Genomic DNA, 26,970 nt, shown 5'->3' with positions numbered 1-26,970 from the left:
CACGCTCCTTACTTGGCCGTGCGGGCGCGGGGGTCGAGCCAGGCGTTGACCAGGTCGGCCAGTGCCGTGGACGCTACGAACAGCGCGGTTGAGATAAGCACCGACCCCATCACGATCGGATAGTTGCGGGTAGTGATCGAGTCGATTACCAGCTTGCCCAGACCGGGGCGGGCAAAGACGATCTCGGCAAAGACGGCGGAGGAGAGCAGGAAGCCCATGCCGACGCCGATCACGGTCACAACAGGCAGGATGGCGATGCGCAGCGCATAGACCATGACCACGCGCCGTTCGTTGATGCCAAATGCACGGGCAGTACGGACGTGGTTCTCTCCCATCACCTCGAGCATCGAGGCGCGCACCAGCCGGGCGATATAGCCCACCCAACTGAGCCCGATGGCGAAGGCAGGCAGAACCAGGTGATCGAGGCGATCCCAGAAACCTTCACCCGCGCCGATGGCGGGAAACCATTGCAGATGAACCGCGAAGACCAAAAGCGACAACAGCGCCACCACAAAGGCGGGCGCGGCCACAAAACTGACCGAAACGGCGGCGGCAACGCGGTCGATCAGCGTATTGGGATGTGCCGCGGCATAGGCGCCGAGCGCGATGCCAAGGGCCGCCGACCAGGTGATCGAGGCGAAGATTAGCCAAAGTGTGTGCGGCAGTTGCTCGAACACGATATCCGTCACCGAGCGCCCGGAAAAGACGTCGATACCCAGATCGCCCTGAAGGAGGTTGCCATAGAAGATGACGAGCTGTTTCCAGATCGGCTGATCCAGCGCCAGTTCGGCGGTCAGGCGGGCCTGAAGCTCGGGCGTGGCGCGCGGCCCCAGCATGATCTGGACGGGGTCGCCGGGAACGGCGCGGATCATCAGGAACATGACGGTGACCGCCACGAACAGGATGAGCAACGCCAGCCCGAAGCGACGGGTTGCGAAATTCAGCATGGCCGCATGGCTCCTTTGGCTTGTGCGGTCGATTGCCGCTCCCGGCCACCACGAAATCGCATGGCCGGGACCGATTGGCGAAACAGGTTACGACTTGCCAAAGTACCGCAGTAGCGCCAAACCGTCGGGGCGCAGCGCCGGGGCAACGCCTGCCGAATGGATCACCGGTGTTGCCTCGTGGGTCAGGAAGCGATAGGCGCCGCTTTCCTCCATCAGATCCTGCGCACGCTGGTACATCGCCGCGCGTTTGGCGTTGTCAGTTTCCTGATAGGCCGAGTTGTGGATCTGGTCGAACTCTTCGTTCTTGAACCGCTCCCAGTTCCAGATGCCGGCCTGTTCCGTGGTGAACCAGGCGGTGGCATAATAGGGATCCGGCGTCATCGAGAAGCGGTTCAGAACCAGTTGCAGGTCTTCGTTGTCGCCGCTGGCCCAGAAGGCCCCGGATTCCAGCACGTTGACCTCAACCGTGATGCCAATCTGTGCCAGCGTGGCCTGAATGACCTGCGCGGCGGTGGTGAAGGTGGTCTTGTTCAGCGTGTCGAGTTTGAGCGTGACGTTGGTTTCACCGGATTCAGCCAACAGCTCGGCTGCTTTGGCGAAATCGGCCTGCGGCGGCACCAGAGATTTCTCGCGATGCCCGGCAAGGCCCGGTGCGATGATGCCAGTTGATGGCTCGACCGCGCCGAAATAGGCCGCCTGCAGAACGGTGGGCACGTCGATGGCATGCTGGATCGCTTGACGCAGTTTCGGATTCTGCAGTTTGGGATGATCCAGATTCATGCCCAGCCACGCATAGTAGAGCGACGGGTATTCCAGAAGGGTTCCGCCATTCGGCACACCAGCGCGATAGCGCTCGACCGAGCCCAGAGATACACGGGTGAAGTCCAGCTCGCCTGCCTCGAACGCGATCTCGGCAGTGTTCTCGTCGTCGATCGGATAGATCTCGATCGTATCCCAGACCGGCGCATCGCCCTTCCAGTCGGGATTGCGCTTGAGAACGGTCTTTTCCTTGGGCGACCAGCTGGCCCGCAGATAGGGACCGGATTCCGCCACCGGGTCGGCGCCGATGCGGCCGCCTGCGGCCTCGGTCGCCGCCTTGGAGACGATGTTGCCGGTGATATAGGGCAATGCGATGGTCCAGAGCGGGGCGAAGGGTTCGTTCAGAACGATGGTGCCTTCGCGCTCTCCGGTCACTTCGACATGGCTGAGCGGACCCATGTCGGGCTTGTTGGGGCTTTCGGTGGCGTCATCGACGATGCGTTCAAAGCTGAATTTCACATCTTCGGCGGTCATCGCGCCATGGCCGTTGGTAAAGCCGATGTCGTCGCGCAGGGCGAATTTGATATGTGTCGGGTCGACCTGTTCGATCATCGTGGCAGCGTCCAGTTGCCAGTCCCATTCGCGGCCCGGCTTGTACTGGATCAGCTTGTTGTAGATGGCGGCGTGTACCTCTTCCTCGACCACGCCAACGCTGTGCGCGGGGTCCATGTTCTGCGCGTCGCCATAGGAGCGCACGCGCAAGACACCGTCAACGGCGGCAAAGGCCCGTTGTGCCCATCTCATTGGCAAGGCCGTGGCCGCACCCAGCGCGGTCGCGCCTTTCAGAAATCCACGACGGCCCACTGCCGCCTTGGTCCATTCGATCTTCATGGTATCCTCCCTTGGATCAGATCTTGGGTCAAAGAATCCCGCGTGGAACGGTTTCGGACCATTCCTTTGTCAGGACTTCGGAGTCGTTCGCGCCTTCGGTGGCGCGCAGTTTCCGGCGCAGGTGAAACATGTCGCCGTCACAGGTCATGCAGCTTTCGGTCTCGATGGCAACTTGCCAGTCGCCGCGTTCAAAGGTAAAACGCCACTCTGCCTTGAACTCGGCCGAGGCGGGGTCGTCTGGGTGTATGCCGTAGTGCATAGTAACATGACTGCCGACGATCAGCCCGTGATAGGGATCGCGTGCCTTGCCGTAGTCGTCGAAGGTGTCCAGAACCACCCGCCCCTCCTTGGTGACGTGGCGGTTCGACGTGCCGGATGGCGGGCGCAACTGCTCGGCTGCGAGCACCGGGAACGCCTGCGCAGTAGTGGGATTGGCGGGCTCGGTTTCCTGCATGACTTGCCGCACGGGCAGGTGCAGGGTGCAGTTTTGCAGATGCAGTGACACGCGGGTCGTCCGTGGTGAAGGCCAGACGATCGGCCAGTAGGACGTTGACAGCGACAGTCGCAGGATGTGGCCCTCCCGCAGGTGGTGGGCGCATTCGTTCAACTCGACCTCGGCCTCGTAAATCCGACCGGGCACCAGTGGCTCGGGCGTTTCGTGGCTGTTGTAATGGCACAGGTTGAGCGGACGATAGGTAATCCGCTGTGACACGCCCTCGGGCGAGACATCACACAGCCGTGCCACCAGCTGCGCCACGGGCTTGTCGACGGAAAATGCGAACTTCAGGCACGGTCGACCCAGCAGTTCCAGCGGGGCGTCTAGCGGCGCGGTATCAAAGCAGGTCGACAAGGCATCGTCAGGGGTCTGATCTTCTGCCAGTTCGTTGTCGATTCGCATGCCGGGGCAGAAATATCCCGCCGCTTGTCCAGTGTGGGCGGGTGAAGCAACATCAACCGTGCCTGCTGTAGGGACGTCGGCAAAGCCGCCGGGGGCAAGGTGCAGGACGCGATCCTTCACGTTTGGCGAGGGCCAGATCGCCTCGGCGATCCAGCGGCCCGTGCGCGGCTTGTTTTCCTTGGTCGGGTTGAAATGTTCCTGCATGAAGGTGCGGTAGTCTGGCAGGTCTTCGGCGCCGTTCTGTTCCCGCTTCAGCCAGCGGTCGAACCAGCCAATCACCTCGGAATGGAAATCCGCCGGGTCGAGCTTGGAGATATGGGGATAGCGATGCTCCCACGGGCCGATGATGGCTTTGGCGGGCACGGTCAGATTGGCCGCAAGAGCGGGCGGTGCGTTCACGTAGGCGTCGGCCCAACCGGTGATGGCGAGGGTCGGGGCTTGAATGGCGGACCAGTCCTCGCATACCGAACCGTGTATCCAGAACGCGTCGCGGGTGGGGTGGCGCAACCAGTCAACTGAAGAAAAAGGCACGTTTTCGAGCCGCGCGATCCAGTCCTCGCGCCAGTCAGGGCGAAGGTCCGGGTCTGCTGGTCGGGTGAGATAGGCGAACATCTGACTGCCCCAATTGGCATTGTCACTCAGCAAACAACCACCCATGAAATGGATGTCATCGGCATAGCGGTCCACTGTCGAGGCCACGCTGACCACCGCCTTGAGCGGTTCGGGGTGGCGAAAGGCCAATTGCAGCCCGTTGAAGCCACCCCAAGAAATGCCAATCATGCCGATATTGCCGTCGCACCAATCCTGCGCCGCGATCCAGGCCAGTACCGCTTCGCCGTCGCTGAGTTCCTGTTCGGAATACTCATCGTCAAACCGGCCTTGGCTGTCGCCGGTTCCGGCTATGTCGACCCGTACACAGGCATATCCGGCCTCGGCAAATACCCGGTGAGTGGTCTCGTCCCGGGGCGCGGTGCCGTCGCGTTTGCGATAGGGCAGATATTCGAGGATCGCAGGCGCAGGGGCCGCATCGGGCAGCCAGAGCCGGGCGGCCAGCCGGCGACCGTCAGGCAGGGTGATCCAGGTATTTTCGGTGACACTGATCGACATGTTGGCCTTTGGATTCGGAAACTTGATGTGCAAGAAGATGACGTGTTCTCGAAAGAAAGAAATTGTGCGATTTTGCGCGATGTGATGCATATTGAAGTGAAATAGCGTCAGGTAGCGAAAGAATTTGCAGCATGTCAGAAAGTTTTTCCCGAAATCTTCGCCAGCTTTGCGCCGAGCATGGCAGCATCTCGCAGATCTGCCGCGACATCGGGCTGAACCGTCAGCAGTTCAACCGCTATCTGAACGGGTCGAGCATGCCTTCGGCGCACAACCTCCGCCGTATCGCCCGCCACTTTGACATGACCGAGGCACAGCTATTTGCCGCCGCACCGGAGTTTGAAGTGCTTTTGACGCAATCGTCGCCCGGTCAGGTGGCCTCGCCGTCCAAGACGTTTCTGGAACCATTCCGCGATCAGCAAAAGAATCTCAAACGCTATCTGGGATTCTATCACTCGTTCTTTCGTACCCCGTCCTGGGATGGGGTAATCTTTTGCTCCTTGATCCGGCTGAGCGAACGGGATGGGCTGATCACTATCCGGTCGCATGAAAACGCCACCTCGCCCGACAAAAGCATACGGCAGCTTTCACGCTATGAAGGGCTTGTCACTCTGAGGGGGAACCGGATTTTTGTGACCGAACACGAAAGGGCGCGCGAGGGCAGTGTTGCGCAGACGATACTTTATTCGGCGCACCGGCAGCAACTCAAATACCTGCGCGGTATGACTATGGGGGTCGCGTGGCGCCCCTATCCACGGCCCTATGCGGCCAAAACGATCTGGAAACGGCTACCCGAAAGGGTAACCGCGCGCGAGGCGCTTGCGGCCTGCGGGGTTTATTCCGTTTCAAGCTCGTGGATCGACCCGACGGTTCGCACCTATCTCGATTCCTCGGACAAGGATATGCCTGACCTGCCAGATAGTGTGCTGGTCTGACGGCCCGGTTCCGGTCCGGCGATCCCCGGCAAACTCATCAAGCTTTCGCGTGGGATGGCTCAATAGCACCCTCAGCACAAAGAAAGAAACCTAAAAACTTGCTCCCGAAAAGAGTTTAATCAAAGAACCGCATTCTAGGAGACTAACCTATCATCAATCCATCGAGATGACAGTCTCGTCCCGCAGTTTTCGGTTTTCGGTATCGCGGCGAAAGTGCGGCATTGAAGCGGATTTCGAAGCTGGCTGGTAATGCCTGGTTTGCATATCTTGGCTGCAACCGCCAAGTATTGCTGCGGCGGCAATTGCCGCAGTTGCACATATCCGGATTGCCTGCAAAGCAGCCCGTTTTTAACAACACCCCAAGCGATTATAACTTGCCCAAGTGGCTGGAAAAAGCCTCGACCACGCGCTCATACACATCGCGCTTGAAGGGTACGATTTCGGCGATCAGCTGGTCGGGTTTTTGCCATTTCCAGCGGGTAAATTCAGGGTGGTCGGTTTCGATGTTGATCTGATCGTCAGCGCCGGTGAAGCGCAACAGGAACCATTTCTGTTCCTGCCCGCGATAGCGGCCTTTCCAGATATGGGGCACGATGTCATGGGGCAGGTCATAGGGCAGCCAGCCCTTGGTTTCGGCGATGATTTCGACCAGATCAGCTGTGACCCCGGTTTCTTCCCACAGCTCGCGCAGGGCTGCGACGCGGGGATCTTCGCCCTTGTCCACACCGCCCTGCGGCATTTGCCAGGCGTCCGCGTGGCGGTCGTTGCGCTGTCCCACGAAGATCTTGCCCTCGGCATTCATCAGCATCAGCCCGACGCAGGGGCGATAGGGCAGTTTGGCGATTTCTTCGGGGGTCATGCGCGGCCTCATCGGGTTGTTCCGCCCACCTCTAGCAATCACCGACGCCAAGGCAAAGAGGGTGACGTGGGGTTTCGCGTGACAAAGTTGACGCGAACGTCAATCTAGCGGGCAAATTCAGGAGGGAGAGTTCCGCCATGACTGCGTACCCGAATATGCTAGCCCCGCTGGATCTGGGCTTTACCACGTTGAAAAACCGCGTGCTGATGGGCTCGATGCATACGGGGCTTGAGGAGACCGGCGACTGGAACCGGGTGGCCGAGTTTTACGCCAACCGGGCGCGGGGCGGCGTGGCCTTGATGGTGACGGGTGGGATTGGTCCGAACCCTGAAGGCTCGGTCCTGCCGGGGGCCTCGATGATGGTGAGCGACAAGGACGTGGCGCACCATTCCATCGTGACGCAGCGCGTACATGACGCGGGCGGCAAGATCGCGATGCAGATCCTGCATGCGGGGCGTTATGCCTATGGGCCGAAATGCGTGGCGCCCAGCCCGGTGAAATCGCCGATTTCTCCGTTCCCGCCGCATGAGCTGGACGAGGAAGGGATCGAGAAGCAGATCGGTGACATCGTCAACGCCGCCGTGCTGGCGCGGAAGGCGGGCTATGACGGGGTCGAGATCATGGGATCCGAAGGCTATTTCCTCAACCAGTTCCTCGTCACCCACACCAACAAGCGCACCGACCGCTGGGGCGGGTCCTATGAGAACCGGATGCGCCTGCCGATCGAGGTGGTGCGCCGCACGCGCGAGGCGGTGGGCACCGATTTCATCATCATCTACCGGCTGTCGATGATCGATCTGGTACCCAACGGATCGACCCATGACGAGGTGGTGCAACTGGCGCAGGAGATCGAAAAGGCCGGGGCCACGATCATCAACACCGGCATTGGCTGGCACGAGGCGCGGATCCCTACCATTGCCACCAGCGTGCCGCGCGCGGCCTTTGCCTGGGTGACCAAGAAGCTGATGGGCAAGGTGGGGATACCAGTGATCACATCGAACCGGATCAACACCCCCGAGGTGGCCGAAGAGGTTCTGTCGACCGGTTGCGCCGACATGGTCTCGCTGGCCCGCCCGATGCTGGCGGATGCGGATTTCGTGGCCAAGGCGATTGCGGGTGAGGCCGCGAAGATCGCGCCTTGCATTGCCTGCAATCAGGCCTGTCTGGATCACACGTTCAGCGGCAAGCTGACCTCGTGCCTCGTGAACCCGCGCGCCTGTCATGAGACAGAGCTGGTGATTGAACCGGCCAAAACGCGCAAATCCATTGCCATTGTGGGGGCAGGCCCTGCCGGTCTGTCGACCGCAATGATCGCGGCCCAGCGCGGCCACGATGTTACCTTGTTCGACCGCGCTGATGAGGTCGGCGGGCAGCTGAACATGGCCAAGCAGGTGCCGGGGAAAGAAGAATTCTGGGGCCTTGTCGACTGGTACCGCACCATGATGGATGATCTGGGCGTGACCGTCGAACTGAACCGCGAGGTAGGCGCAGATGACCTGACCGGCTTTGACGAGGTGGTCATCGCCACCGGTGTCAGCCCGCGTGATCCGCAGATACCGGGGCAGGATCGGGACAACGTGCTGAGTTACATCGACGTACTGCGCGGCAAGGCCGTGGTTGGCAAGTCTGCTGCCGTGATCGGGGCCGGTGGTATCGGTTTTGATGTGTCCGAGTTCCTGCTGGAAGAGGGTCACAGCGCCACGACCGACCTGCCCTTGTGGATGAAGGAATGGGGCGTGACGGACCCGGCTGAACACCGTGCGGGGTTGGCGCCCGATGGGCCGCAACCCAGCGCGCCCGCGCGTCAGGTCACCTTGTTGCAGCGCAAGAAACAGGCGCATGGAAAGGGTCTTGGCAAAACCACCGGCTGGATTCACCGGGCAACACTGAAGATGAAGAACGTCAATTTCGTGGGCGGCGTGAATTATGAGCGCATCGACGATGACGGTCTGCATGTCAGCTTTGGCGAAGAGCGCGCGGACCCGACGGTGATTGCGGCCGACACCATAGTGCTGTGTGCCGGTCAGGTGTCCGAACGGTCACTGGCGGACGCGCTGATCGAGCAGGGTATCACCCCACATGTGATCGGGGGTGCGGATGTCGCCGCCGAGTTGGATGCCAAGCGCGCGATCAATCAGGGCACGCGGCTGGCGGCTACATTCTAGCAACTGTAATTCTCAAGATTTTCGCAGATCGTTTTCGGGACGCGGAAAAGCCAAACAAGGTCATCATCACAGCAGTCGCTAGAAAGCTGGTCACAATCGTGAACGCACTCCTCAAATCTCAGCAAAACCGGTCGGCTCAGGCCGCTTGGGAAATACAGTTGCTAGAAACGCTTTAAGGCCGGTCGCTGTTGAAGATAGAGACGGCGACCTTCCAGGTACCATCGGGCTGGCGTTTCAGGACGTTGACGAACTTGCCCTCTTCGGGCGGGGTTGCACCGATGACGGCGTAGGTTCCGATCTGATAGGCCATGTCGCCCTCGACACCGTATTCGATCAGCGCATTGGTATGGGTGCCACCGTCGGAGACTTCCATCCGCGAGCGGTAGACTTCCTCGAACGCGGCGCGGCCGCGGATCATGGGCTGACCGGGCGCCAGCAGGACGACATCCTCGGTAAAGAACGCGGCGCAGGCCGCGGCGTCACCCCGGTTGAAGGCGTCGTTATACGCCGCGTCGAAGTCTTCGAGTAACTTTTTCATGTCCATGGTCAAAACCCTCAATCACCAATCCCGGCGCGTGGGCGCAATAGCTGCGGCACCGCTTTACAGCCCCATCGTAACACGAAACGCGCGGCCACCAGGCCGGCTGTATGCGATTGCCGAAGGGCGCAACGGCAACAGGCCGGGGGATACCCGGCCTGACGCATTGACGAGGGCCGCAGCGCGGTGCGAAGACAGGCGCTGCCGCCTGCCGGATCAGCGGTTCAGATCGACGGGGATCTCGACCTCGATCTCGCCGGCGTTTTCAAAGATCAGCGTGACCGGGATCGTTGCGCCCTGCTCGAAGGGAGCCTTGATCCCCATGAACATCACATGGTCGCCGCCGCGCTGCAGATTGTGGGCCTCGTTCGCGGGAATGACGAAACCTTCTTCGACATGGACCATCTGGGCCACGCCTTCGGAGTTGATCTGGTGAGTGTGCAGCTCGACGCGGCCGGCCACGCCCGATTTCGCGTCAATCAGACGGTCATCGGCATCAGACTGGTTCGTGATGGTCATGAATGCGGCCCCGGCCTTGGCATTCTTGCCTGACGAGCGGGCATAGGCGTCTTCGATCACGATCGCGCCGTCGGCCAGCGCGGCACCGGCCAGGGTCAGGGTTGCAACTGCGGTAAGCAGGGTGGATTTGAGCGACATGGCGCCTCTCCCATTGTCTTGATTGTCTGTATTGCGAGTTGAATGCGAAAATCAGACAACAAGTGGAGGCGCGCGCGCGGCGGCGTGCAGATGCGGTACAGGAGCGTTCAGATCTATTGCGTAAAGGGCTGCGGGCCGGTCGTGATCCGGTGCGGCGGGCAGCGGTGACTGGTCCAGCAGAACCGCACCCAAAAGGGTCAGGGCATAGTCGGGGCAGTAATGCGGCGGTTTCGTCGGCTGGCCCTGTTCGTCCATGTAGACCATGACCGGGCCAGTGCCGGTGCACAGTTCCATCTGGCCCATAGCGGCGCTCATCCCGCGCGAAACGGCAAGGCTTTGGCCAGTGAGGACCAGCAGCAGCGACAACACAAGCGCCAGATATGGGCGGAACGGATGGTTCATTTGAGTCATTGCATACGCCTTGCGGACGCGGTGCTTCAAGCGCATTGCGCGACCCTGCGACAGCAGGGCGCTGGGGCCCCTGGCGGACACGGGGTCAACCACTGATATAGCGTTCCAGTTGTTCGATCACGAATTGCTGGTCGCTGATGATGCTTTTGACCAGATCGCCCATCGACACGATGCCCACAAGTTGCCCCTGATCCATCACCGGCAAATGGCGCACGCGCAGGTCGGTCATGACCGCCATCGCCTCCTGCACGGTCTGGTCGGGCGGCGCGTAGGAGACCCGGGTCGCCATGACATCGCCCACCCGTGTTTTCGGAGAGGAGCGGCCTTTGAGGAACACTTCGCGCGCATAGTGGCGTTCGGTGAAAATCCCCATCACCTTGCCGCCCTGCACTACCACGATTGCACCGACATCGGCGTCGGCCATTTTCTGGATGGCATCCAGAACCGTCGCGGTCGGATGAATTGTCAGAACCTTCTGACTTTTGGAATTGAGCAATTGCTGAAGTGTCGGCATGGTCCTCTACCTCGCTCAGTAGATGGTGACCTGATGAAAAATCATTGCCACAAACCGTAAAAAAAACAATGATTCAGATCAATTAATGACCATTCTTTTCAATCTTTTGTACACGCAATAAAAGACCGGAACTCCGCCACAGGAGATGGGCCTACTCCAGACCTTTCCAGAATTTCCGCCGATACTCGGTTTCGGTGGTTGTCTCACCGCTTGCCGCCGCTTTCTTGCGGTCCGGTTCCGGCAGCAGCTCCTGCAGGTAGTCGACGCGTTTCCAGTCAGGGACGGGCGTTTCGACGCCGGGCCGTGGCACGAAATCCGAAGCCTGTTGACGCTGGTAGCGGTGGATATAGCGGGGGCAGTTTGTAAAGATGTTTTCCAGATCGACCCGCACCACCATAAGCGCCCCGGGATAGGTGTCGAGCAAGGGCGATGACGTCGACCCTTGTGCCCGCCCGTGCAGGCGCAGGCGGCGGGGCTGCTCGAAATCGATGAACAGCATGCCGACTCTGGCGGTATCGGCGATGTTTCCGGCCGAATAGAACATACCGTTGCCGTCATAGATCGGAAAACACAGCGTGCGGTCGTCGAGGATGCGTACGAAGCCGGGTGCGCCGCCCTTGTAGGAAACCGAGGGAAAACCGAGGTGGTCGATGGTGGACAGGAAAAAGAAGTCGCTGGCCGTGATGAACCTGCGGTCCATCGGGGCCAGTGCCGAGCGCATGACCCTGTCGTGCAGCGCATCGGCCAGTCTTCGGGTTTCGAACTTGTCCTGCAGATGCCGGTGGGCGCTGGAATAGAACTCTGCCATGAGCGGTCTCCCTTTGGAGGCGCATCCTAGCAGATTTGCAGTTGCCCGTCGCGCGGACAGCACACAAGCAAAAACCCCGTACCGGCATAGTACGGGGTTTCAAAATCCGACTTTCGAAAGCTATCAGGCCGAGGCTTGGGCCTTGGCGATCTCTTTTTTGACTTTCAGCGCGTTGGCGGACAGGTCTTCGTCCTTGGCCTTGGCCAGGAACGCGTCCAGACCACCGCGATGATCAACCGAGCGCAGAGCGGAAGCCGAGATGCGCAGCTTGACGCCACGGCCCAGGGTTTCCGACTGCAGCGTAACATCGTTAAGGTTGGGTAGAAAACGACGCTTGGTTTTATTGTTGGCGTGGCTGACATTGTTGCCAGTCATCGGGCCTTTTCCGGTCAGTTCGCAACGGCGCGACATGGTTACATCCTTTGTTTCTGGTGGCAGGGCATCCGGCCTTCTGCCAAATCACAAGGGGCGCAACCCGAAGTCGCGCCCGAAAACTGGTTGGATGCGTTTAGGAGGAATCGCCGGAAGGGTCAAGATGGCGGATGCGGAATCTTTCAAGAAGCTTGCGAAGTTTGCAAGGTTCGGCGGAATAGCCCGTACCGGGCCATGCCTTCGGCTTGAGTATTTGAAAAAAGATGAAGTGGGGATCAGGCCCCCGAGAGCGTTGCCAGCATGCGTTCGGCGGCGGCGGCGGGGCTGAGCGTCCCCTGCGCCACTTCGTTGTTGAGCCGTGCCATGTTGGCCCGGGCCTCGGCGGTGTCGAGGCGCGCAAGCAGGGCATGGCGCACTTCCTGATCGAACCAGTAGCGGGCCTGTGCGGAGCGATTGGCATCCCAGTGGCTGTTTTCCTTGCGCCAGTCGACCAGCGCCTGCATTTCAACCCATGCCTCGGCCAGCCCCTGTTCTTCGACCGCCGAGACCATCAGAGCCTTGGGAAAACCGGCCGGATCCTGCGGGCGTTTGCGCAGCAGCCGCAGCGCGCCGGCATAATCGGCGCAGGTTCGGATCGCGGTTTCCCTAAGGGCACCGTCTGCCTTGTTGACGAGAATCAAGTCGGCCATTTCCATGATGCCGCGCTTGACGCCCTGCAACTCGTCGCCACCGGCGGGCGCCAACAGCAGCAGGAACAGGTCGGACATTTCCGAAACCACGGTTTCGGACTGGCCGACGCCCACGGTTTCGATCAGGATCACATCAAAGCTTGCCGCCTCGCAGAGCGCCACCGCCTCGCGCGTGCGGCGGGCGACGCCGCCCAGATGGGTCTGGCTGGGGGATGGTCGGATAAACGCATTCCGCTCGCGGCTGAGGCGCTCCATCCGGGTCTTGTCGCCGAGGATCGAGCCGCCGGATCGGGCCGAGCTGGGATCGACTGCAAGCACGGCAACGCGCAGCCCCTGCCCGGTCAGCAGCATGCCGAAGGATTCGATGAAGGTGGATTTGCCCACCCCCGGCGTGCCGGACAGACCGATGCGCAGGGCCTGACGACCGGCGGGGGCAAGATATTCGAGCAGTTCGGTCGCCTGTGCGCGGTGGTCGGGGCGCTTGCTTTCGACCAGGGTGATCGCGCGCGCCAGCGCCCGGCGGTCGCCGGTCAGTACCTTGTCGCCAAGCTCTGCGATGTTCATGCGCGCCCCCTTCCCGGAATTTTGCCCTTGATGACGTAGCGGGACGGGGTTTGTCCAGTGTCGGAAGCGGCGGGATTTGCCGCAGGCGAACTGGACGCCGGTCTGTGCTTTGGCGATAAGACGGCATGGACCAATTGCCGATAGATGATGCCCTGCCCGATCTGATTGCCGCGCTGAAAGCGCGCGGGCGGGCGGTGTTGCAGGCTCCGCCGGGGGCAGGCAAGACCACAAAAGTGCCACTGGCGATGCTGGAGGCAGGGCTGTGCGAGGGCCGCATCGTGATGCTGGAACCGCGCAGGCTGGCGGCGCGGGCCGCCGCCGAGCGCATGGCCGAGACGCTGGGGGAACGCGCGGGCGAGACCGTGGGGTATCGCGTTCGGGGCGATGCCAGGGTGTCCGGGGCGACGCGGATCGAGGTCGTGACCGAAGGCATCCTGACCCGGATGCTGCAATCCGAACCGGACCTGCCCGGCGTGAGCGCGGTGATCTTTGACGAGTTTCACGAACGCTCCCTGAATGCCGATCTGGGACTGGCGCTGTGTCTGGAAGTGGCGGGCGCGCTGCGGGACGACCTGATCCTGCTGGCGATGTCGGCAACCTTGGATGCCGAACCGGTGGCGGTGCTGATGGATGCGCCGTTGGTCAGTTCCGAGGGGCGGAGTTATCCGGTGGAGACACGCTGGCTGGAGCGTCCGCTGGGGCCGCAGGCGCGGCGTCTGGACGCGCTGGCCGATCTGGTCGTCCGGGCCGAGCGGGAGACACGCGGGACAGGCGGCGGGATGCTGGTGTTTCTGCCAGGCGAGGGCGAGATCCGTCGGACCGAGGCGGCGCTGGCGAAACGATTGCCCGAAAGTTGCGTGCTGCGCCCCCTGTTCGGCGCGATGCCCTTTGCCGCGCAGCGGGCGGCGATTGCGCCGGTGTCGGCGGGGCGCAAGGTGGTACTGGCGACCTCGATCGCGGAAACCTCGCTGACCATTCCCGACATCCGGGTGGTGATCGATATGGGCCAGGCCCGGCGGGCGCGGTTCGATCCGGGCGCGGGACTGTCACGGCTGGTGACCGAGCGGGTGACGCGGGCAGAGGCGACCCAGCGGGCGGGTCGCGCGGGCCGGGTGGCCGAAGGTGTGTGTTACCGGCTGTGGTCCAGGGGCGAGGACGGGGCGCTGGCCGCCTTTCCACCTGCCGAGATCGAGGCGGCGGACCTGACCGGACTGGCGCTGGAGCTGGCGCTATGGGGGGCCGAGCCGACAGAATTGGCCTTTCTGACGCAGCCGCCCAATGAGGTGATGGCCGAGGCGCGGGCGTTGCTTGCGATGCTGGGCGCGCTGGATGGCAAGGGACGGATCACCGATCACGGGCGGGCGCTGGCCGCCCTGCCCCTGCACCCGCGTCTGGGGCATATGCTGGTGACGGCGGGGGGCGAGGCAGCACCTTTGGCGGCGCTGATGGCCGAACGTGATCCGCTGAAGGGCGCGCCGGTGGATCTGAGCCTGCGGCTGGAGGCATTGCGGGATGCAAAGACGTTTCAGCGCAACCGGCCCTATGCGCTGCACATGAGTGTGCTGGAGCGAGTGCGGGCCGAGGCGAAGCGGCTGCGCGGGCAGACGAAATCCTCTGACGAGCGGATGAGCGTCGCGGCCATGGCGGCGCTGGCCTATCCCGACCGTATCGGGCAGCGGCGCAAGGGGGGCACACCCAGGTTCGTTCTGTCGGGCGGCAAAGGCGCCGTGTTGGAGGCCGGAGACGGGCTGGCAGGGGTGCCGTATCTTGTGGCAATCGATACCGATGGCAATCCGCGCGAAGCCCGGGTTCGGCTGGCCGCCCAGATCTCGGAACGGGACATCCGGGAGCTGTTTGGTGAGCAGATTGTCTGGGTGGACGTCTGCGAATGGTCAAGGCGCGACCGCAGGGTGGTGGCGCGGCAACAGGAGCGCTTCGGCGCGATCACGCTGGAGGACCGGGTCTGGAAAGACGCGCCCGACGCGGCGGTGGCGGCGGCGATGCTGGACGGGGTGCGCGATCTGGGCTTGCGGCTGGAAGGCGCGGCCGCGCGTCTCGCCGCGCGGGTGGAACTGGTGCGGGAAAACGGTGCCGATCTGCCGGATTTTTCCGAACAGGGGCTGCTGGCAAGTCTGGAGGAGTGGTTGTTGCCGATGCTGTCCGGCGTGCGCAGCGCCGAAGAATGGAAGCGGTTCGACCTGCTGCCCGCGCTCAGGACCGCACTGAGCTGGGAGCAGTTGCAGGATCTGGACCGCCGCGCGCCGGGGTCCTTTACCACGCCGCTGGGGCGGAAAGTGCCGATCGACTATGGTGGCGCGGTGCCGGAGATTTCGGTGCGGTTGCAGGAGTTGTTCGGGGTCACGCAGCACCCGGTGATCGGGGGCGAGCCTTTGAAGATCACGCTTTTGTCGCCGGCGCGGCGACCGATCCAGATTACCCGCGATCTGCCGGGATTCTGGGCCGGGTCCTATGCGGACGTGCGCAAGGACATGCGAGCGCAATACCCCAAACATCCCTGGCCGGAGGACCCCACAGCAGCCGACCCGACATTGCGGGCAAAGCCGCGGTCATAGGTGGCTCTGCCCCCGGCGCGGCGAGCCGCGCCTCCCCCGGAGTATCCTCAAAAAGATGAAGTGCGGATCATGTCGGCGGCTTTCTCGGCGATCATGATGACCGGGGAGGCGGTATTGCCGCTGACGATTTTCGGCATGATCGAGGCGTCGATCACGCGCAGACCCGAAAGGCCGTGGACGCGCAGATCTGGTGCGGTGACGGCCATCGGGTCGGCGCCCATCCTGCAGGTTCCGACCGGGTGGAAAATCGTGGTGGCGATGTTTCCGGCCTCGCGCAGAAGGTCGGCATCGGTGGCGATTTCCGGACCCGGCAGGAATTCCTGTGGGCAGTAAGGTTGCAGCGCCCGCGCGGTCATGATCCGGCGCGTCTGTTTGACGGCGGCGACAGCGACCTGTTTGTCGCGCTCGGCGCTGAGGTAGTTGAGGCGGATATGCGGCTGCGGGTCGGGCTGGCTGGTGGTGATGTGGCTGTGGCCCACGCTTTCGGGGCGCAGATTGCAGACCGAGACAGTGATGGCCGGAAACGGGTGCAGAGGGTCGCCGAGCCTGTCCGTGGAGAGCGGCTGGACATGGTATTCGAGATCGGGCGTGGCGAGCGCGGGGTCGGATTTGGTGAAGAGGCCGAACTGGCTAGGCGCCATGCTGAGCGGGCCGGAGCGGGAAAGTGCGTATTTCAGGCCGATACCGATGCGACCCAGCACAGAGTTGGCCGTTTCGTTCAGGGTTTGAGTGCCCGAGACCTTGAACACGGTGCGGATCTGCAGGTGGTCCTGCAGGTTCTCACCCACTCCCGGCAGGTCAAGAATGGGCGTGATACCCAGGGCAGAAAGGCGGTCGGGCTGGCCGATGCCGGACAACTCCAACAGCTTGGGCGAGTTGATGGCACCCGCGGCGAGCAGCACCTCGGCCCGGGCAGTAACGGTCAGGAGGCGGCCTTTGTAGCGAAAGACGACGCCGGTGACGCGGCGGCCATCCAGGATCAGCCGGTCGGTTGTCGCATGGGTCAGCACCCGCAGGTTGGGGCGTTTTAACGCCGGGCGCAGGAAGGCCTTGGTGGTGTTCCAGCGGACCCCGTTTTTCTGGTTCACCTCGAAGAAACCCGAGCCTTCGTTGTTGCCGGAATTGAAATCCGGGGTGGGGCCGTAGCCGAATTCCTGCGCACCCTCCTGAAAGGCGCGCAGGATGTCCCAGCTGACGCGCTGGGTGGTCACCTTCCACTCGCCCCCTGCCCCGTGGAGATTGGTCTCGCCCTTGTGGTGATCCTCGGATTTGCGGAAATAGGGCAGCACGTCGTCCCAGCCCCAACCCGTATTGCCCATCTGCCGCCAGCCGTCGTAATCGGCGGCCTGCCCGCGCATGTAGATCATGCCGTTGATCGAGGTGCAGCCGCCCAGAACCTTGCCGCGTGGATAGACCAGCGAGCGACCGTTCAGCCCTGGTTCCTCGGCTGTCTTCATCATCCAGTCGACGCGGGGATTGCCGATGCAATAGAGGTAACCCACGGGGATATGCACCCAGTGATAGAGGTCGTTGCCGCCCGCTTCGAGCAACAACACCCGAGTATCGGGATTTTCGCTCAGGCGGTTGGCGAGCACGCAGCCGGCGGTACCTCCACCGACGATCACATAGTCATAGTCCCCTGTCAGCTGTTCGGTCATGGTGCTCTCTCCTTACCCGCCAGCTTGCCGATTGGGGCGGGGGATGCAATGGGGGTGTTCGGGCATTTTCCGGTAACCTTCGCAGACAGCCGTGGTCACGATTAAAGACGCGTGCGGTTTGTGCTATGCTTACGGACATGCTCAACTTGACCTCGGTCCAATCGGTGGAGGTGAACGGCACCGTTCTTGCTGCCTTGGAAAAAGGTGGCGGCGACCCGTTGGTGCTTGTGCATGGCAGCGCGTCGGATTTGCGAACATGGTCCCATCAGATCGATGTTTTTCCGCAACGCTTTCGCACCATCGCCTATAGCCGCCGCTTTCACGCGCCCAACGCGCCAATACCGTCAGATGCGCCCGATCCCATTCAAGCCCATGTCGATGATCTTGCCGCTCTGTTCAGAGCAATGGATGCCGGGCCTGCGCATGTCGTCGGGCATTCCTGGGGCGCGCTTGTTTCACTTTTGGCCGCCGAGCAAGTACCAGCGCTGTTTCGCAGTCTCATCCTGATTGAACCGCCAGCGATTTCGATGCACGTGAGCATTCCGCCGACGGCAAATCAATTGATCCGGCTTCTGGTTTCGGAGCCCCGGCTTGCCTTCGCAATCATGAAATTCGGTGCACGAACCGTGGGCCCTTCGGAAAAGGCTTTTCGCAGGGGGGAGGACAAGCTGGCTGTTGAAATCTTTGCCCGAGGGGTGCTGGGCGAGCGGTATTTCGAAGCCTTGTCGGAGGAACGTTTTGCGCAGGTCTGGGACAATCGGGGGCCTGACCGCGCACTGGCCCTGTATCAGGGGTTCCCTGATCTGTGTGGAAAGACATTCCAGAATGTCCGTGTTCCCGTGCTTCTGATTGGCGGCACCGACAGCCCACCGCTTTTCAAGCTGCTTCTTGACGGGCTGTTCCATTGCCTTTCGGATGCGCGGATCAAAATGATCGAGAACGCATCGCACATCGTTCATGAGGACGCGCCCGAGGCTTTGAATGCATTTATTTTGGAGTTCCTTGACGAAGTCGGACAAGGGCCTATCGCGCCCGCTTGAGAGGGAGATGGAATGGACGTGTTTTCCGACGCGGAATTCTCAGGAAGGTTTTGTTCCCGAGACGACAAAACTCGGCATTGGGATAGCGACCGCTCCGTCGCGTTCAAACTTGAGAATGCCCTCGGTGACGTCGGATTCGATTGCCTTCACGGCTTGGGGTGTTTGCTGGTCCATGATGATGGGCGTTCGAACGCTGAATTGCAGGAACTCGGACCAGAAGCCGCTTGATTGACCATGGTAACAACTTGGAACGTCGATGACTTGTATATCTTCAAAACCTGTGACCATCAGTGCTTTTGCGCACAGATCGCGGTCGGAATAGGCGAATGCGTCTGGTGACGGCGGGACTTCGCTCATGTCCGCGTGCCGCAAGACCGCTCCGAAAACCGTGGCGAACAATGCGGAGTCTTTCGGCGAGCACCACTGGCTGAAGGCGTAGCGCCCGCCCGGTCGGATGACACGGAAGGCTTCGGAAAATGCTTTCGTTGGGTCCGTGAAGTGAAAGACGCCAAAGTTGCAGATTGCGGCGTCATAGCTTTCGTCTTGTGCATCGAGCGCAAGCGCGTCTCCCTCCCGGAAAGGCACGTGTGGAAAGCGTCGGGCTGCGGTTCGGACCATGGAAGGCGCAAAATCAACGCCTTCGGCATGCGCCCCGATTGCGTCGGCGGCGCCCGCGGCGAAACCCGGCCCGGTGCAGATGTCGAGCACTTTCAGACCGACGCGCGCGCGAATGGCGCTGAGCAGGGCGGGGATTGCCTGGGTCGTGACACGCGCGGTCAGGGTTTCGTAATTCTCGGCCCGCTTGTCCCAGCCGTCCAATTCCTGTTTGCGAAATTCCTCGAATGCCATGGCCCCCTCCGGTTTACTGCCAAAGCATAACACGAAAATTGCGCGAAAGGCCGGTAACGCCAAAGAAACCAACCGGCCGCTCAACGTTTTAGAGTGCGCCGTTTGTTTTGCGGCCACAAAGCATGTACTCTGGATTGACTTGGCGCTGCTTCCTTCAGGAGGTGCACAATGTTAGTCAGGCGTTTCGTTATCTTTCTGGTCCTGCTTCTGAGCGCGTTACCGTCTCAATCGCGGGCAGAAACACCGCTGGGGTCCACGATTTCCGAGGAAGTCTTTCTGTATTTGAAGGTTAGTTCCGAGGCGGCTCAGAGTTTGTTGCCTGAGGGCTGGACGCTGGCCCCCTGGACAAAAGGCGCTTGGGCGGGGGCCAACCTGCTGATTATCCTGGGTGAAACGCATTCCGATCTGAATCCCGAAGGAAAGCCGCGGCGGGATACCGGCTATCTCAACATGCGGCTGTTTACATGGGGTCGCAACGAAGCGGTCAAGTGGCGTATCTTCAACGCGGGCCGGTTTGCCACCGACGATCTGACCCCAAGTTCGACCACCCGCGTTAGCATGGTCAACATGCGCCGTTCGGTATCGCGGGTTACTGAAAGTCGTGGTCATGCTGCGGTCACCGACCATTGGGAAATCGACGCCGAAAGCGGGACGCTCAGGCTAGAAATGTCATACTCGGGGCTGGCACCGCGATATTCGACGCAGCAAGGGAAGGTGGTTGATCCGGATGCCCCGGAAGGAGACCCGGTCGGTTTTCGGATCAAGCAGATTTCCTATATGATACAGGGGCTGAACCACCCTAACAGTGTCACGTCCGTTGATCTGGAAAATTCGATCCCGGATCTGTTGCCGCTTTTGGATGGGGACGAAGAAATCCTCGCTACCTGGATATTGCCGGTGAAATTCACCGAGCGTTTTGGGCCCTGAGCCTGCTGGCGGAGCAAAGGAAACTCTCATCGTCGTGTGCATCATAGCAGAACCGGTGTTAAGATCGACTTGCCCCACATGTGCGGGAGTAGAAAGTTATGAACATTTGCGAAGCACGATCGCAGGCTGAGATCAACCACGCGGCAAGTCTCATGCGAGGTTTGTATGAAGCGAACAAAGTTCTCTACCACGACGACCTGGAAACCATCGAAGAGTACTACCGGGGGTCGTGGTTTTTTCAGCGCTCACCACAACTTCCGGCTGTGTACCTTCCGCCGCAAGGAAATGTCCTTGTTGCTTATTTGGGCAGCAAACCGGCGGGAACGGTGGCGACCTATCGAATGGATGGTGAAAACTGTGAGCTGAAATCGATGTTCGTTGCTCCTGCTTTCAGAAAAAGCGGCGTTGCACATGCCCTTTGCGAGGCGGTGATCAAGCTGGCCAGAGAACAAGGATATCTCAACGTCAGGCTAACAACCGGGGAGCGTCAATTGCCAGCCCGACGCCTGTATGAACGGCTGGGGTTCAGGATGGTTGCGCCCTGGGACGTCAATCCGCCCGAAGGCTACGATTACTTTGAGTTGGGCATCGGTTAGGGTTGTGATCTGATCGGGTCGATCTCTGCAACCTGACCGGAGCGGCTTGGGGTAGACTTTCTTTCGACGGTGCTGAACTCTTCAGTTTATCCCGCCTATCCCCACTCGCCATGCGTTTCCCCCGGGCGATCGGTGCGCTCGAACCCGTGATGGCCGAAGAAATCGCGTTGTGCCTGGATCAGGTTGGCGGTGCCGGTGGCCTGGCGGATGCTGTCGTACCAGCCGAGCGCGGAGGAGAGCGCGGGAACCGGCAGGCCCGAGGTGATTGACTGCGCCACGATAGCCCGGAGGCCTTGCAACGCGGGGGCGAGAAGGTCCGGTACGGCCGGGGCGAGGAAGGCTGGGCGTTCGGGCCTTTCACGCAGGGCCGGGGCGAGGTCGTCGAGCAGGGATGAGCGGATTATGCAGCCCGCGCGCCAGATCTCGGCGATGCGGGCAAGATCCAGCGACCAGCCGTATTCGGCCGAGGCGGCGCGAAGGATGTCGAAGCCCTGAAGATGTGCCAGAAGGCGGCCTGCAAAAAGAGCCTGCGTCAGCAAATCTGGATGGGGAGTCGACACTGTGCAATCTGCGGGCGGCAACTGCGCGGCGGCGGCCAGCCGGGCGGGTTTGGCGGACGACCAAGCGCGGGCGCCGACGGCGGCCTCGATAACCGAGGCGGACTGGCCCAGTTTCAGCGCCTCGATCACGGTCCAGCGCCCGGTGCCCTTCTGGCCGGCCCGATCGCGGATCATGTCGACCATCGGTCGGCCCGAGAGCGGATCGGTGGCTAGCAGGACGCGGGCGGTGGCCTCGACCAGGAACGAGGCAAGCGGGCCGGTTTCCCAACGCCGGAACAGCGCGCCGATGCGCGGTGCCTCCCACCCTGCCCCATCGCGCAGGAGGCCGTAGATTTCTGCAATCATCTGCATGTCGGCATATTCGATGCCGTTGTGCACAGTCTTGACGAAATGCCCCGCGCCGTCAGGGCCAAGATGCGCGACGCAAGGATCTCCGTCGAACTTGGCGGCAATCGGTTCCAGCAACGGTCGCAGGTGGTGCCAGCTGTGATCCGAGCCGCCCACCATCATCGAAGGGCCGTGGCGCGCGCCCTCTTCTCCGCCGGAAACGCCCATGCCGACGAAGTGCAGCCCCGTTCCCGCAAACTCTGCCGAGCGGCGGCGGCTGTCGTTGAAATCGGCGTTGCCAGCATCGATCAGGGTATCGCCGGGCGACAGAAGCGGGCGGATAGCATCGATCATGGCATCAACCGGCGCGCCCGACGGGATCATCAGCAGAATCAGGCGCGGGGTTTCGAGCTGCGCGACAAACTTTGCCAGGGTTGGGGCCGTGCTGATCCTGTCGGCCAATGGCCCGGCCCGGGTCACGAATGGATCGATCCAGTCCACCTCGCGATTTGTGACGCAGATGGGGATGCCATTTTCGGCAAAGTTCAGGGCCAATGCGCTGCCCATCGTTCCCAGACCGTAGACCCCGATCCTTGCCTTGCCCATGCCTGTCCCCGTGCTGTTTGACCGGCGCAGAATGCGATATGGCGGAAACCGGCGCAACCCGGTGACGGTTGTGAATAAATTCTGCGCCTCCCGTTGAATCCGACCGCGAAACCTTTATTTAAAGCGGCATCGATTTATCAGCGCGAACACGAAATCGGTCCGATGAACAAACGGTTACGGAAAGCTTGGGAAGAGGTTGTGCGACCTCTGGTCCGGCGCCCTGACGGGGTGCAGGTTGCGGCGCTGTGCACGCGGCCCACCAAGCGCGGCGACGAGGTTCTGCTGATCACCAGCCGGGGATCGGGCCGCTGGATCGTGCCCAAGGGCTGGCCCATCGACGGGCTGGACGGGCCGGAAAGCGCACTTCGCGAGGCGTGGGAAGAGGCCGGCGTGCGCAAGGCGAATGTCTGGCAAGACCCGGTGGGACGGTATTCCTATGACAAGGTGCTGGATGACGGGTCGTCGCAGACCGTCCGGACCAGCGTCTACCGGTTGCTGGTCGACAGCCTGTCAGACGATTACCCCGAGGCGCATGAGCGCAAGCGGAAATGGATGTCTCCGGCAGATGCTGCCAACCGGGTGAACGAACCCGAACTGCAGGCCATTCTGCGTCAATTGTAGCGCATTCACGAAGGTTTTTTGACGTTTCTCTTGCGAGTCGGGGGGCAAGCGACTAGTCGCGGGCGCGACGTGACACCTGCTGCCGAAAGATCATGACCGATTCACCGACACCAACCCGCTGGAAATCCCTCGATAAGGACCTCAAGCGCATCTCGCGTGTGGAGGCGGCCACGAGCTATGTCTCGCGTCCGCTGGTTGCACCGGGCATATCGCTGGCCTTCATCGTGCTTGCAGGTCTGGTGGCGTCAGTTTTTTTTGGCGGTGTCAGTGGCAACGTCATTGTCATCGCGGCGGCGGCGTTCGGGGCCTATATGGCCATCAACATCGGCGCAAATGACGTGGCCAACAACATGGGGCCTGCGGTGGGCGCCAATGCCCTGACCATGGGCGGGGCCATCGCCATTGCAGCAATCGCCGAAAGCGCGGGCGCCTTGCTGGCGGGCGGTGACGTGGTGTCGACCATTTCCAAGGGCATTATCGATCCGGCATCGGTCGAGGATACCCAGGTCTTTATCTGGGCGATGATGGCGGCGCTGATATCCTCGGCCCTGTGGGTGAACCTGGCCACATGGGTTGGTGCACCGGTATCGACCACGCATTCGGTCGTGGGCGGCGTGATGGGGGCCGGCGTCGCAGCGGCGGGCCTGTCGGCGGTCAGCTGGTCGACGATGGGCACGATTGCGGCAAGCTGGGTGATCTCGCCAGTGCTGGGCGGTGCGATCGCGGCACTGTTTCTGGCGCTTATCAAGCACAAGATCCAGTATCAGGACGACAAGATCGCCGCCGCGCGCCGCTGGGTCCCGATCCTAGTGGCTGTCATGGCGGGCGCTTTCTCCTCTTACCTTGCGGTCAAGGGACTGAAAAAGATCGTCAAGATCGATCTGGAATACGCCCTGCTGATCGGTCTTGTCGCCGCGGTAGCGTCCTGGGCCATCACCGTGCCGCTGGTGCGGCGCAAATCCGAGGGCATGGAGAACCGCACCAAGTCGGTCAAGACGCTGTTCGGCCTACCGTTGGTCATTTCGGCGGCGCTGTTGAGCTTTGCCCATGGTGCCAATGACGTCGCCAATGCGGTCGGTCCGCTGGCGGCCATCGTGCACGCGACCGAGTTCGGCAGCTTTTCCGCCAAGGTATCGATCCCGAGCTGGGTGATGGTGATCGGGGCGTTCGGCATCTCGTTCGGCCTGTTCCTGTTCGGCCCCAAGCTGATCCGCATGGTTGGCAGCCAGATCACCAAGCTGAACCCGATGCGCGCCTATTGCGTGGCATTGTCCGCCGCCATCACGGTAATTGTCGCAAGCTGGCTGGGCCTGCCGGTCAGTTCCACCCATATCGCGGTGGGCGGTGTCTTTGGCGTAGGATTCTATCGCGAATGGCATTCCGATCGCCGGCGGCGGAACTCGGCCAGCCAGACACCGGCCGAGTTGCGTCTGGCGCGTGAAGAACGCCAGCGCCGCAAGCTGGTGCGGCGGTCGCATTTCATGACCATCGTTGCCGCTTGGGTGATCACTGTGCCTGCCGCCGCACTCATGTCGGCGGTGATCTTCCTGATCCTGAACACGCTGGTTTGATCTGAGTCGTCTGTTGGCAGTTCAGTTCAGCGTGTTCTTGTGGATCACTCCGTCTTTCATGATGATCCTGAGGTTCTCGTGGTTCGTCACCGCGCTCAGGTCCTCGAGTGGGTTGCCATCCACAAGCAGTAGATCGGCATATCCACCTTCGGCGACTGTGCCCAGGGTCCCTTCCTGATAGGGATTGCGCATATCGCCGCTGAAGGCGAACAGTTCCCCGGCCGTGCTGGTCGCCATGCGCAGAATTTCCACCGGCTTGTACCAGGGTAGAAGGCGTTCCATCATTTTTGCCTGCTCCTCGAACATTTCGGCAGGGACAAAGAACAAATCGGTACCGTAGGTCACCTTGAGGTTCGGAATTTCCTTGGCCCATTGATAAACATTGGCGGTACCCTCGCAGACCTGAGCCAGCTTGGCGTTCGAGAAATCGTCCAACTGCGGTTCGTTGCAGACGGTAAAGGGCTGGGTGCTGAGGAACACGCCCTCTTCCGCCATGCGCTGCAAGATTTCCTTGGTCAGAAGCTGGCCGTGGCCGACATCCTTGACACCTGCGTTGATCGCCCGCTCGATGGCGCTGGGGTGATAGGCGTGTACGGTGACATAGGTGCCCCAATCGGCAGCTGTATCGACAGCGGCCTTGATTTCCTCAAACGTGAACTGGTTACCCAACAGAGGGTCCGCCGGCGAGCTGTAACCGCCACCGGCCATCACCTTGATGTGCGAAGCCCCAAATTTCAGGTTCTCGCGCACCGCCGCAAGTACTGCAGGCACCCCATCGACCAGGAAGCCGTGACCCTGCTTGTAGGGGGCTGCCAGATCGCCGCCAAAGCTGGGGTTCGCCTGATTTGGAAAGCGGAAATCGCCGTGTCCGGCAGTTTGGCTGATCGCACCACCGGCCGGATAAATCTGCGGCCCCGGAACCAGCCCCTCGTCGATGGCTTTTTTCAGCCCGAATGTGTTTCCGCCCATGTCCCGGATCGAGGTGAAGCCGCGCATCAGCATAGCTTCGGCGTCGATGGTCGAGTGAATGTAGTTGTAGCCTTCGAGGCCAACCAGGAAATTCACCTGGCTGAGCGAGCCGAAGGCAATGTGGGTATGTGTATCGGACAAGCCCGGCATCAGCGTGCGCCCCCCGCCGTCGATCACCGTGGCCCCGGCGGCATCGATTGCCTCGGTCGAAAACTTTCTGATCAGGTTTCCTTCGACAAGCACGTTGGCATTTTCAATCCTGGTGTCGCTGACCCCGTCAAACACATGTACATTCGTGAAAAGAACTTGTCCGGCATCCTCTTGCGCGGATGCCAGCGATGCGGTCGCTGCTGCAATAACTGAAAGAACCAAGCATTTCATTAGCATCTCCTGTTGGTAGAGAATTTGCGCCATCAAACGAGACGTTTCGTTCACTGTGCTACGTTGGCTGGTATTTGTATTGACATTTCGCGCCACCTGAAGTGGCAAACCATTCCGACAAGTCAATGCGTGTAGAGGCCTTGCCATGCGCCCGGGGCGATACCCATTGTCCTGCTGAATGCACGGGTAAAGCTTGATTGTTCTGAGTAGCCCAAGGCCGTACTGATCTCGGCCAGCGACAGGCTGCGGTCGCGCAACATATGCATCGCCAACCGGGTTCTTTCCTGCGTCAACAATGCCGAAAACGTCAGGCCGTTTCCCTTGAGCTTGCGTTGCAGGGTGCGCGGACTGACTTCGAGAATTGCCGAAAACTCTGCCAAGTTTTGGACTTGCCCGTCGAGAAGATAGGGCCTCAGCACTTCGCCCAATGTTCGCGACGGCTGCGATTTCGCCGTCTCATACAAATGCCCCGGACCCGGTGGGGTCGAGGTGACTGCAGCAAATCTGCGCGAAAGGAGCGCCCCGGGAAACCTGACCTCGAGTTGAGGACAACCGCATGACACCCGGGTTCCCGGCAATAGTCTGTCGATTTCCGCAGGGCTGGCCCACGTTGACATCACGGCCACGGAGTCAGGCGCGAAATCCGGGCCAAGTACACTGCGCATGATCTGAACGATGATCCACACGCAGTTCCAGTCCGAATAGTTCAACCACGTCGAATTTGGCCGCGAATCCGCCACCGTTATGATGACGACCGCTGTCTGGTTCCGGATCTGAATTGCGCCGCATCTGGTGGGGTTGACGATGTTCAGGGCGACAAAAAAACGCAACAGCGCCTGCCAGACGGATAGCGCCCCGGCGACCCAGCTTTTGAAGGGGTCTTCGAAAGCTTCGAACTTTTGTTCGGACGAGGCGTAAAAACCCAGGTTTGCGAATCCCTCACGCCTTCCGAGATCGTGCAGAACTCGGTAAGTACGTGGTGAATACAATCTGACGTCGGGACGCTCAAGCGCGAGTGTCGGCAAACCGTTTCGGGCGAAGGCGTGTTCGACATTCAACCCGGCCCGGGACAATGCCCGAATATGGGGAAGAATCCTTGCGGACCGTGTCGATTGCATAATCATCGTAAACGCAACTCTGAATACGAAAAAGGCATACTTCGTCGTTGTCTGATCGCAGCC

Annotated in this window: 24 protein-coding genes; 8 read left to right on the top strand and 16 right to left on the bottom strand. The window is 61.3% G+C overall.

What is annotated here, in order from left to right:
- Nucleotides 1-8 precede the first annotated feature (8 nt).
- From AC2FNB_RS02285 to AC2FNB_RS02275, 3 genes are all read right to left on the bottom strand, one after another.
- The gene (locus AC2FNB_RS02285) at nt 9-947 is read right to left on the bottom strand and encodes an ABC transporter permease (protein ID WP_480749420.1); all 939 of its coding nucleotides are present in this window, start codon (nt 945-947) and stop codon (nt 9-11) included.
- 87 nt (nt 948-1,034) lie between these two features.
- Entirely contained in the window at nt 1,035-2,597 is a 1,563-nt protein-coding gene (locus tag AC2FNB_RS02280; RefSeq protein WP_496744217.1) for an ABC transporter substrate-binding protein, read from the bottom strand.
- A 28-nt stretch (nt 2,598-2,625) separates the two neighbouring features.
- Nucleotides 2,626-4,602: a CocE/NonD family hydrolase gene (locus AC2FNB_RS02275; RefSeq protein ID WP_496744215.1), complete on the bottom strand. Its 1,977-nt coding sequence runs from the start codon at nt 4,600-4,602 to the stop codon at nt 2,626-2,628.
- 131 nt (nt 4,603-4,733) lie between these two features.
- Here AC2FNB_RS02275 and AC2FNB_RS02270 point away from each other — a divergent pair, with 131 nt between their 5' ends.
- The gene (locus AC2FNB_RS02270; RefSeq protein ID WP_496744213.1) at nt 4,734-5,534 is read left to right on the top strand and encodes a helix-turn-helix transcriptional regulator; all 801 of its coding nucleotides are present in this window, start codon (nt 4,734-4,736) and stop codon (nt 5,532-5,534) included.
- A 367-nt stretch (nt 5,535-5,901) separates the two neighbouring features.
- Here the strand turns inward: AC2FNB_RS02270 and AC2FNB_RS02265 are convergent, their stop codons facing one another.
- The gene (locus AC2FNB_RS02265; protein WP_496744211.1) at nt 5,902-6,393 is read right to left on the bottom strand and encodes an RNA pyrophosphohydrolase; all 492 of its coding nucleotides are present in this window, start codon (nt 6,391-6,393) and stop codon (nt 5,902-5,904) included.
- Between the two features lie 137 nt (nt 6,394-6,530).
- Here AC2FNB_RS02265 and AC2FNB_RS02260 point away from each other — a divergent pair, with 137 nt between their 5' ends.
- Nucleotides 6,531-8,558, top strand: a complete 2,028-nt coding sequence (locus tag AC2FNB_RS02260) for an FAD-dependent oxidoreductase (RefSeq protein ID WP_496744209.1) — start codon at nt 6,531-6,533, stop codon at nt 8,556-8,558.
- A 172-nt stretch (nt 8,559-8,730) separates the two neighbouring features.
- Here AC2FNB_RS02260 and AC2FNB_RS02255 read toward each other — a convergent pair whose 3' ends face one another.
- The 7 genes from AC2FNB_RS02255 to meaB all read right to left on the bottom strand — a co-directional run bounded on the left by AC2FNB_RS02255 (nt 8,731) and on the right by meaB (nt 13,111).
- On the bottom strand, nt 8,731-9,096 hold the full coding sequence (locus AC2FNB_RS02255) for a YybH family protein (protein WP_480749426.1): 366 nt from the start codon (nt 9,094-9,096) through the stop codon (nt 8,731-8,733).
- Nucleotides 9,097-9,312: 216 nt separating this feature from the next.
- The gene (locus AC2FNB_RS02250) at nt 9,313-9,753 is read right to left on the bottom strand and encodes a copper chaperone PCu(A)C (protein WP_496744207.1); all 441 of its coding nucleotides are present in this window, start codon (nt 9,751-9,753) and stop codon (nt 9,313-9,315) included.
- A gap of 51 nt (nt 9,754-9,804) precedes the next feature.
- Complete coding sequence (locus AC2FNB_RS02245) at nt 9,805-10,164, bottom strand: hypothetical protein (RefSeq protein WP_480749428.1); 360 nt, start codon at nt 10,162-10,164, stop codon at nt 9,805-9,807.
- Nucleotides 10,165-10,249: 85 nt separating this feature from the next.
- A complete protein-coding gene (locus tag AC2FNB_RS02240) occupies nt 10,250-10,678 on the bottom strand; it encodes a CBS domain-containing protein (protein ID WP_480749429.1) in 429 nt (142 codons plus the stop codon).
- Between the two features lie 151 nt (nt 10,679-10,829).
- A complete protein-coding gene (locus AC2FNB_RS02235) occupies nt 10,830-11,486 on the bottom strand; it encodes a pyridoxamine 5'-phosphate oxidase family protein (RefSeq protein ID WP_496744204.1) in 657 nt (218 codons plus the stop codon).
- 123 nt (nt 11,487-11,609) lie between these two features.
- Complete coding sequence (rpmB, locus tag AC2FNB_RS02230) at nt 11,610-11,897, bottom strand: 50S ribosomal protein L28 (protein WP_480599182.1); 288 nt, start codon at nt 11,895-11,897, stop codon at nt 11,610-11,612.
- A 236-nt stretch (nt 11,898-12,133) separates the two neighbouring features.
- Nucleotides 12,134-13,111 (bottom strand): methylmalonyl Co-A mutase-associated GTPase MeaB, encoded by a 978-nt coding sequence (gene meaB, locus AC2FNB_RS02225; RefSeq protein WP_496744202.1) that lies wholly within the window; start codon nt 13,109-13,111, stop codon nt 12,134-12,136.
- A 125-nt stretch (nt 13,112-13,236) separates the two neighbouring features.
- Between meaB and hrpB the strand changes: the two genes are divergently transcribed.
- Nucleotides 13,237-15,684: an ATP-dependent helicase HrpB gene (gene hrpB, locus AC2FNB_RS02220; protein WP_496744200.1), complete on the top strand. Its 2,448-nt coding sequence runs from the start codon at nt 13,237-13,239 to the stop codon at nt 15,682-15,684.
- Between the two features lie 47 nt (nt 15,685-15,731).
- Here the strand turns inward: hrpB and AC2FNB_RS02215 are convergent, their stop codons facing one another.
- Nucleotides 15,732-17,342, bottom strand: coding sequence for a GMC family oxidoreductase (locus AC2FNB_RS02215; protein WP_480749433.1), 1,611 nt, complete (start codon nt 17,340-17,342; stop codon nt 15,732-15,734).
- A gap of 125 nt (nt 17,343-17,467) precedes the next feature.
- Between AC2FNB_RS02215 and AC2FNB_RS02210 the strand changes: the two genes are divergently transcribed.
- On the top strand, nt 17,468-18,382 hold the full coding sequence (locus AC2FNB_RS02210; protein ID WP_496744198.1) for an alpha/beta fold hydrolase: 915 nt from the start codon (nt 17,468-17,470) through the stop codon (nt 18,380-18,382).
- Between the two features lie 39 nt (nt 18,383-18,421).
- On the opposite strand, the gene AC2FNB_RS02205 is transcribed toward AC2FNB_RS02210, so the two are convergent.
- Complete coding sequence (locus AC2FNB_RS02205) at nt 18,422-19,231, bottom strand: class I SAM-dependent methyltransferase (protein ID WP_496744196.1); 810 nt, start codon at nt 19,229-19,231, stop codon at nt 18,422-18,424.
- Nucleotides 19,232-19,399: 168 nt separating this feature from the next.
- Here AC2FNB_RS02205 and AC2FNB_RS02200 point away from each other — a divergent pair, with 168 nt between their 5' ends.
- Together AC2FNB_RS02200 and AC2FNB_RS02195 are read left to right on the top strand one after the other, a co-directional pair.
- On the top strand, nt 19,400-20,158 hold the full coding sequence (locus tag AC2FNB_RS02200) for a hypothetical protein (protein WP_496744194.1): 759 nt from the start codon (nt 19,400-19,402) through the stop codon (nt 20,156-20,158).
- 98 nt (nt 20,159-20,256) lie between these two features.
- Entirely contained in the window at nt 20,257-20,754 is a 498-nt protein-coding gene (locus AC2FNB_RS02195) for a GNAT family N-acetyltransferase (RefSeq protein WP_480749437.1), read from the top strand.
- A 95-nt stretch (nt 20,755-20,849) separates the two neighbouring features.
- On the opposite strand, the gene gnd is transcribed toward AC2FNB_RS02195, so the two are convergent.
- Entirely contained in the window at nt 20,850-22,247 is a 1,398-nt protein-coding gene (gene gnd, locus AC2FNB_RS02190) for an NADP-dependent phosphogluconate dehydrogenase (RefSeq protein ID WP_496744192.1), read from the bottom strand.
- A 198-nt stretch (nt 22,248-22,445) separates the two neighbouring features.
- Here gnd and AC2FNB_RS02185 point away from each other — a divergent pair, with 198 nt between their 5' ends.
- The gene (locus tag AC2FNB_RS02185; RefSeq protein WP_496744190.1) at nt 22,446-22,868 is read left to right on the top strand and encodes an NUDIX hydrolase; all 423 of its coding nucleotides are present in this window, start codon (nt 22,446-22,448) and stop codon (nt 22,866-22,868) included.
- Between the two features lie 92 nt (nt 22,869-22,960).
- Nucleotides 22,961-24,439: an inorganic phosphate transporter gene (locus tag AC2FNB_RS02180; RefSeq protein ID WP_480749440.1), complete on the top strand. Its 1,479-nt coding sequence runs from the start codon at nt 22,961-22,963 to the stop codon at nt 24,437-24,439.
- 21 nt (nt 24,440-24,460) lie between these two features.
- On the opposite strand, the gene AC2FNB_RS02175 is transcribed toward AC2FNB_RS02180, so the two are convergent.
- Together AC2FNB_RS02175 and AC2FNB_RS02170 are read right to left on the bottom strand one after the other, a co-directional pair.
- Nucleotides 24,461-25,789, bottom strand: coding sequence for a metal-dependent hydrolase family protein (locus AC2FNB_RS02175; RefSeq protein ID WP_496744188.1), 1,329 nt, complete (start codon nt 25,787-25,789; stop codon nt 24,461-24,463).
- A 122-nt stretch (nt 25,790-25,911) separates the two neighbouring features.
- Complete coding sequence (locus tag AC2FNB_RS02170; RefSeq protein WP_496744187.1) at nt 25,912-26,913, bottom strand: helix-turn-helix domain-containing protein; 1,002 nt, start codon at nt 26,911-26,913, stop codon at nt 25,912-25,914.
- Nucleotides 26,914-26,970: the final 57 nt, after the last annotated feature.

This window comes from Ruegeria sp. BHSB058, from assembly GCF_059613285.1.
The sequence above is the reverse complement of the archived record's forward strand: the minus strand, read 5'-3'. Positions and strand labels throughout refer to the sequence as shown.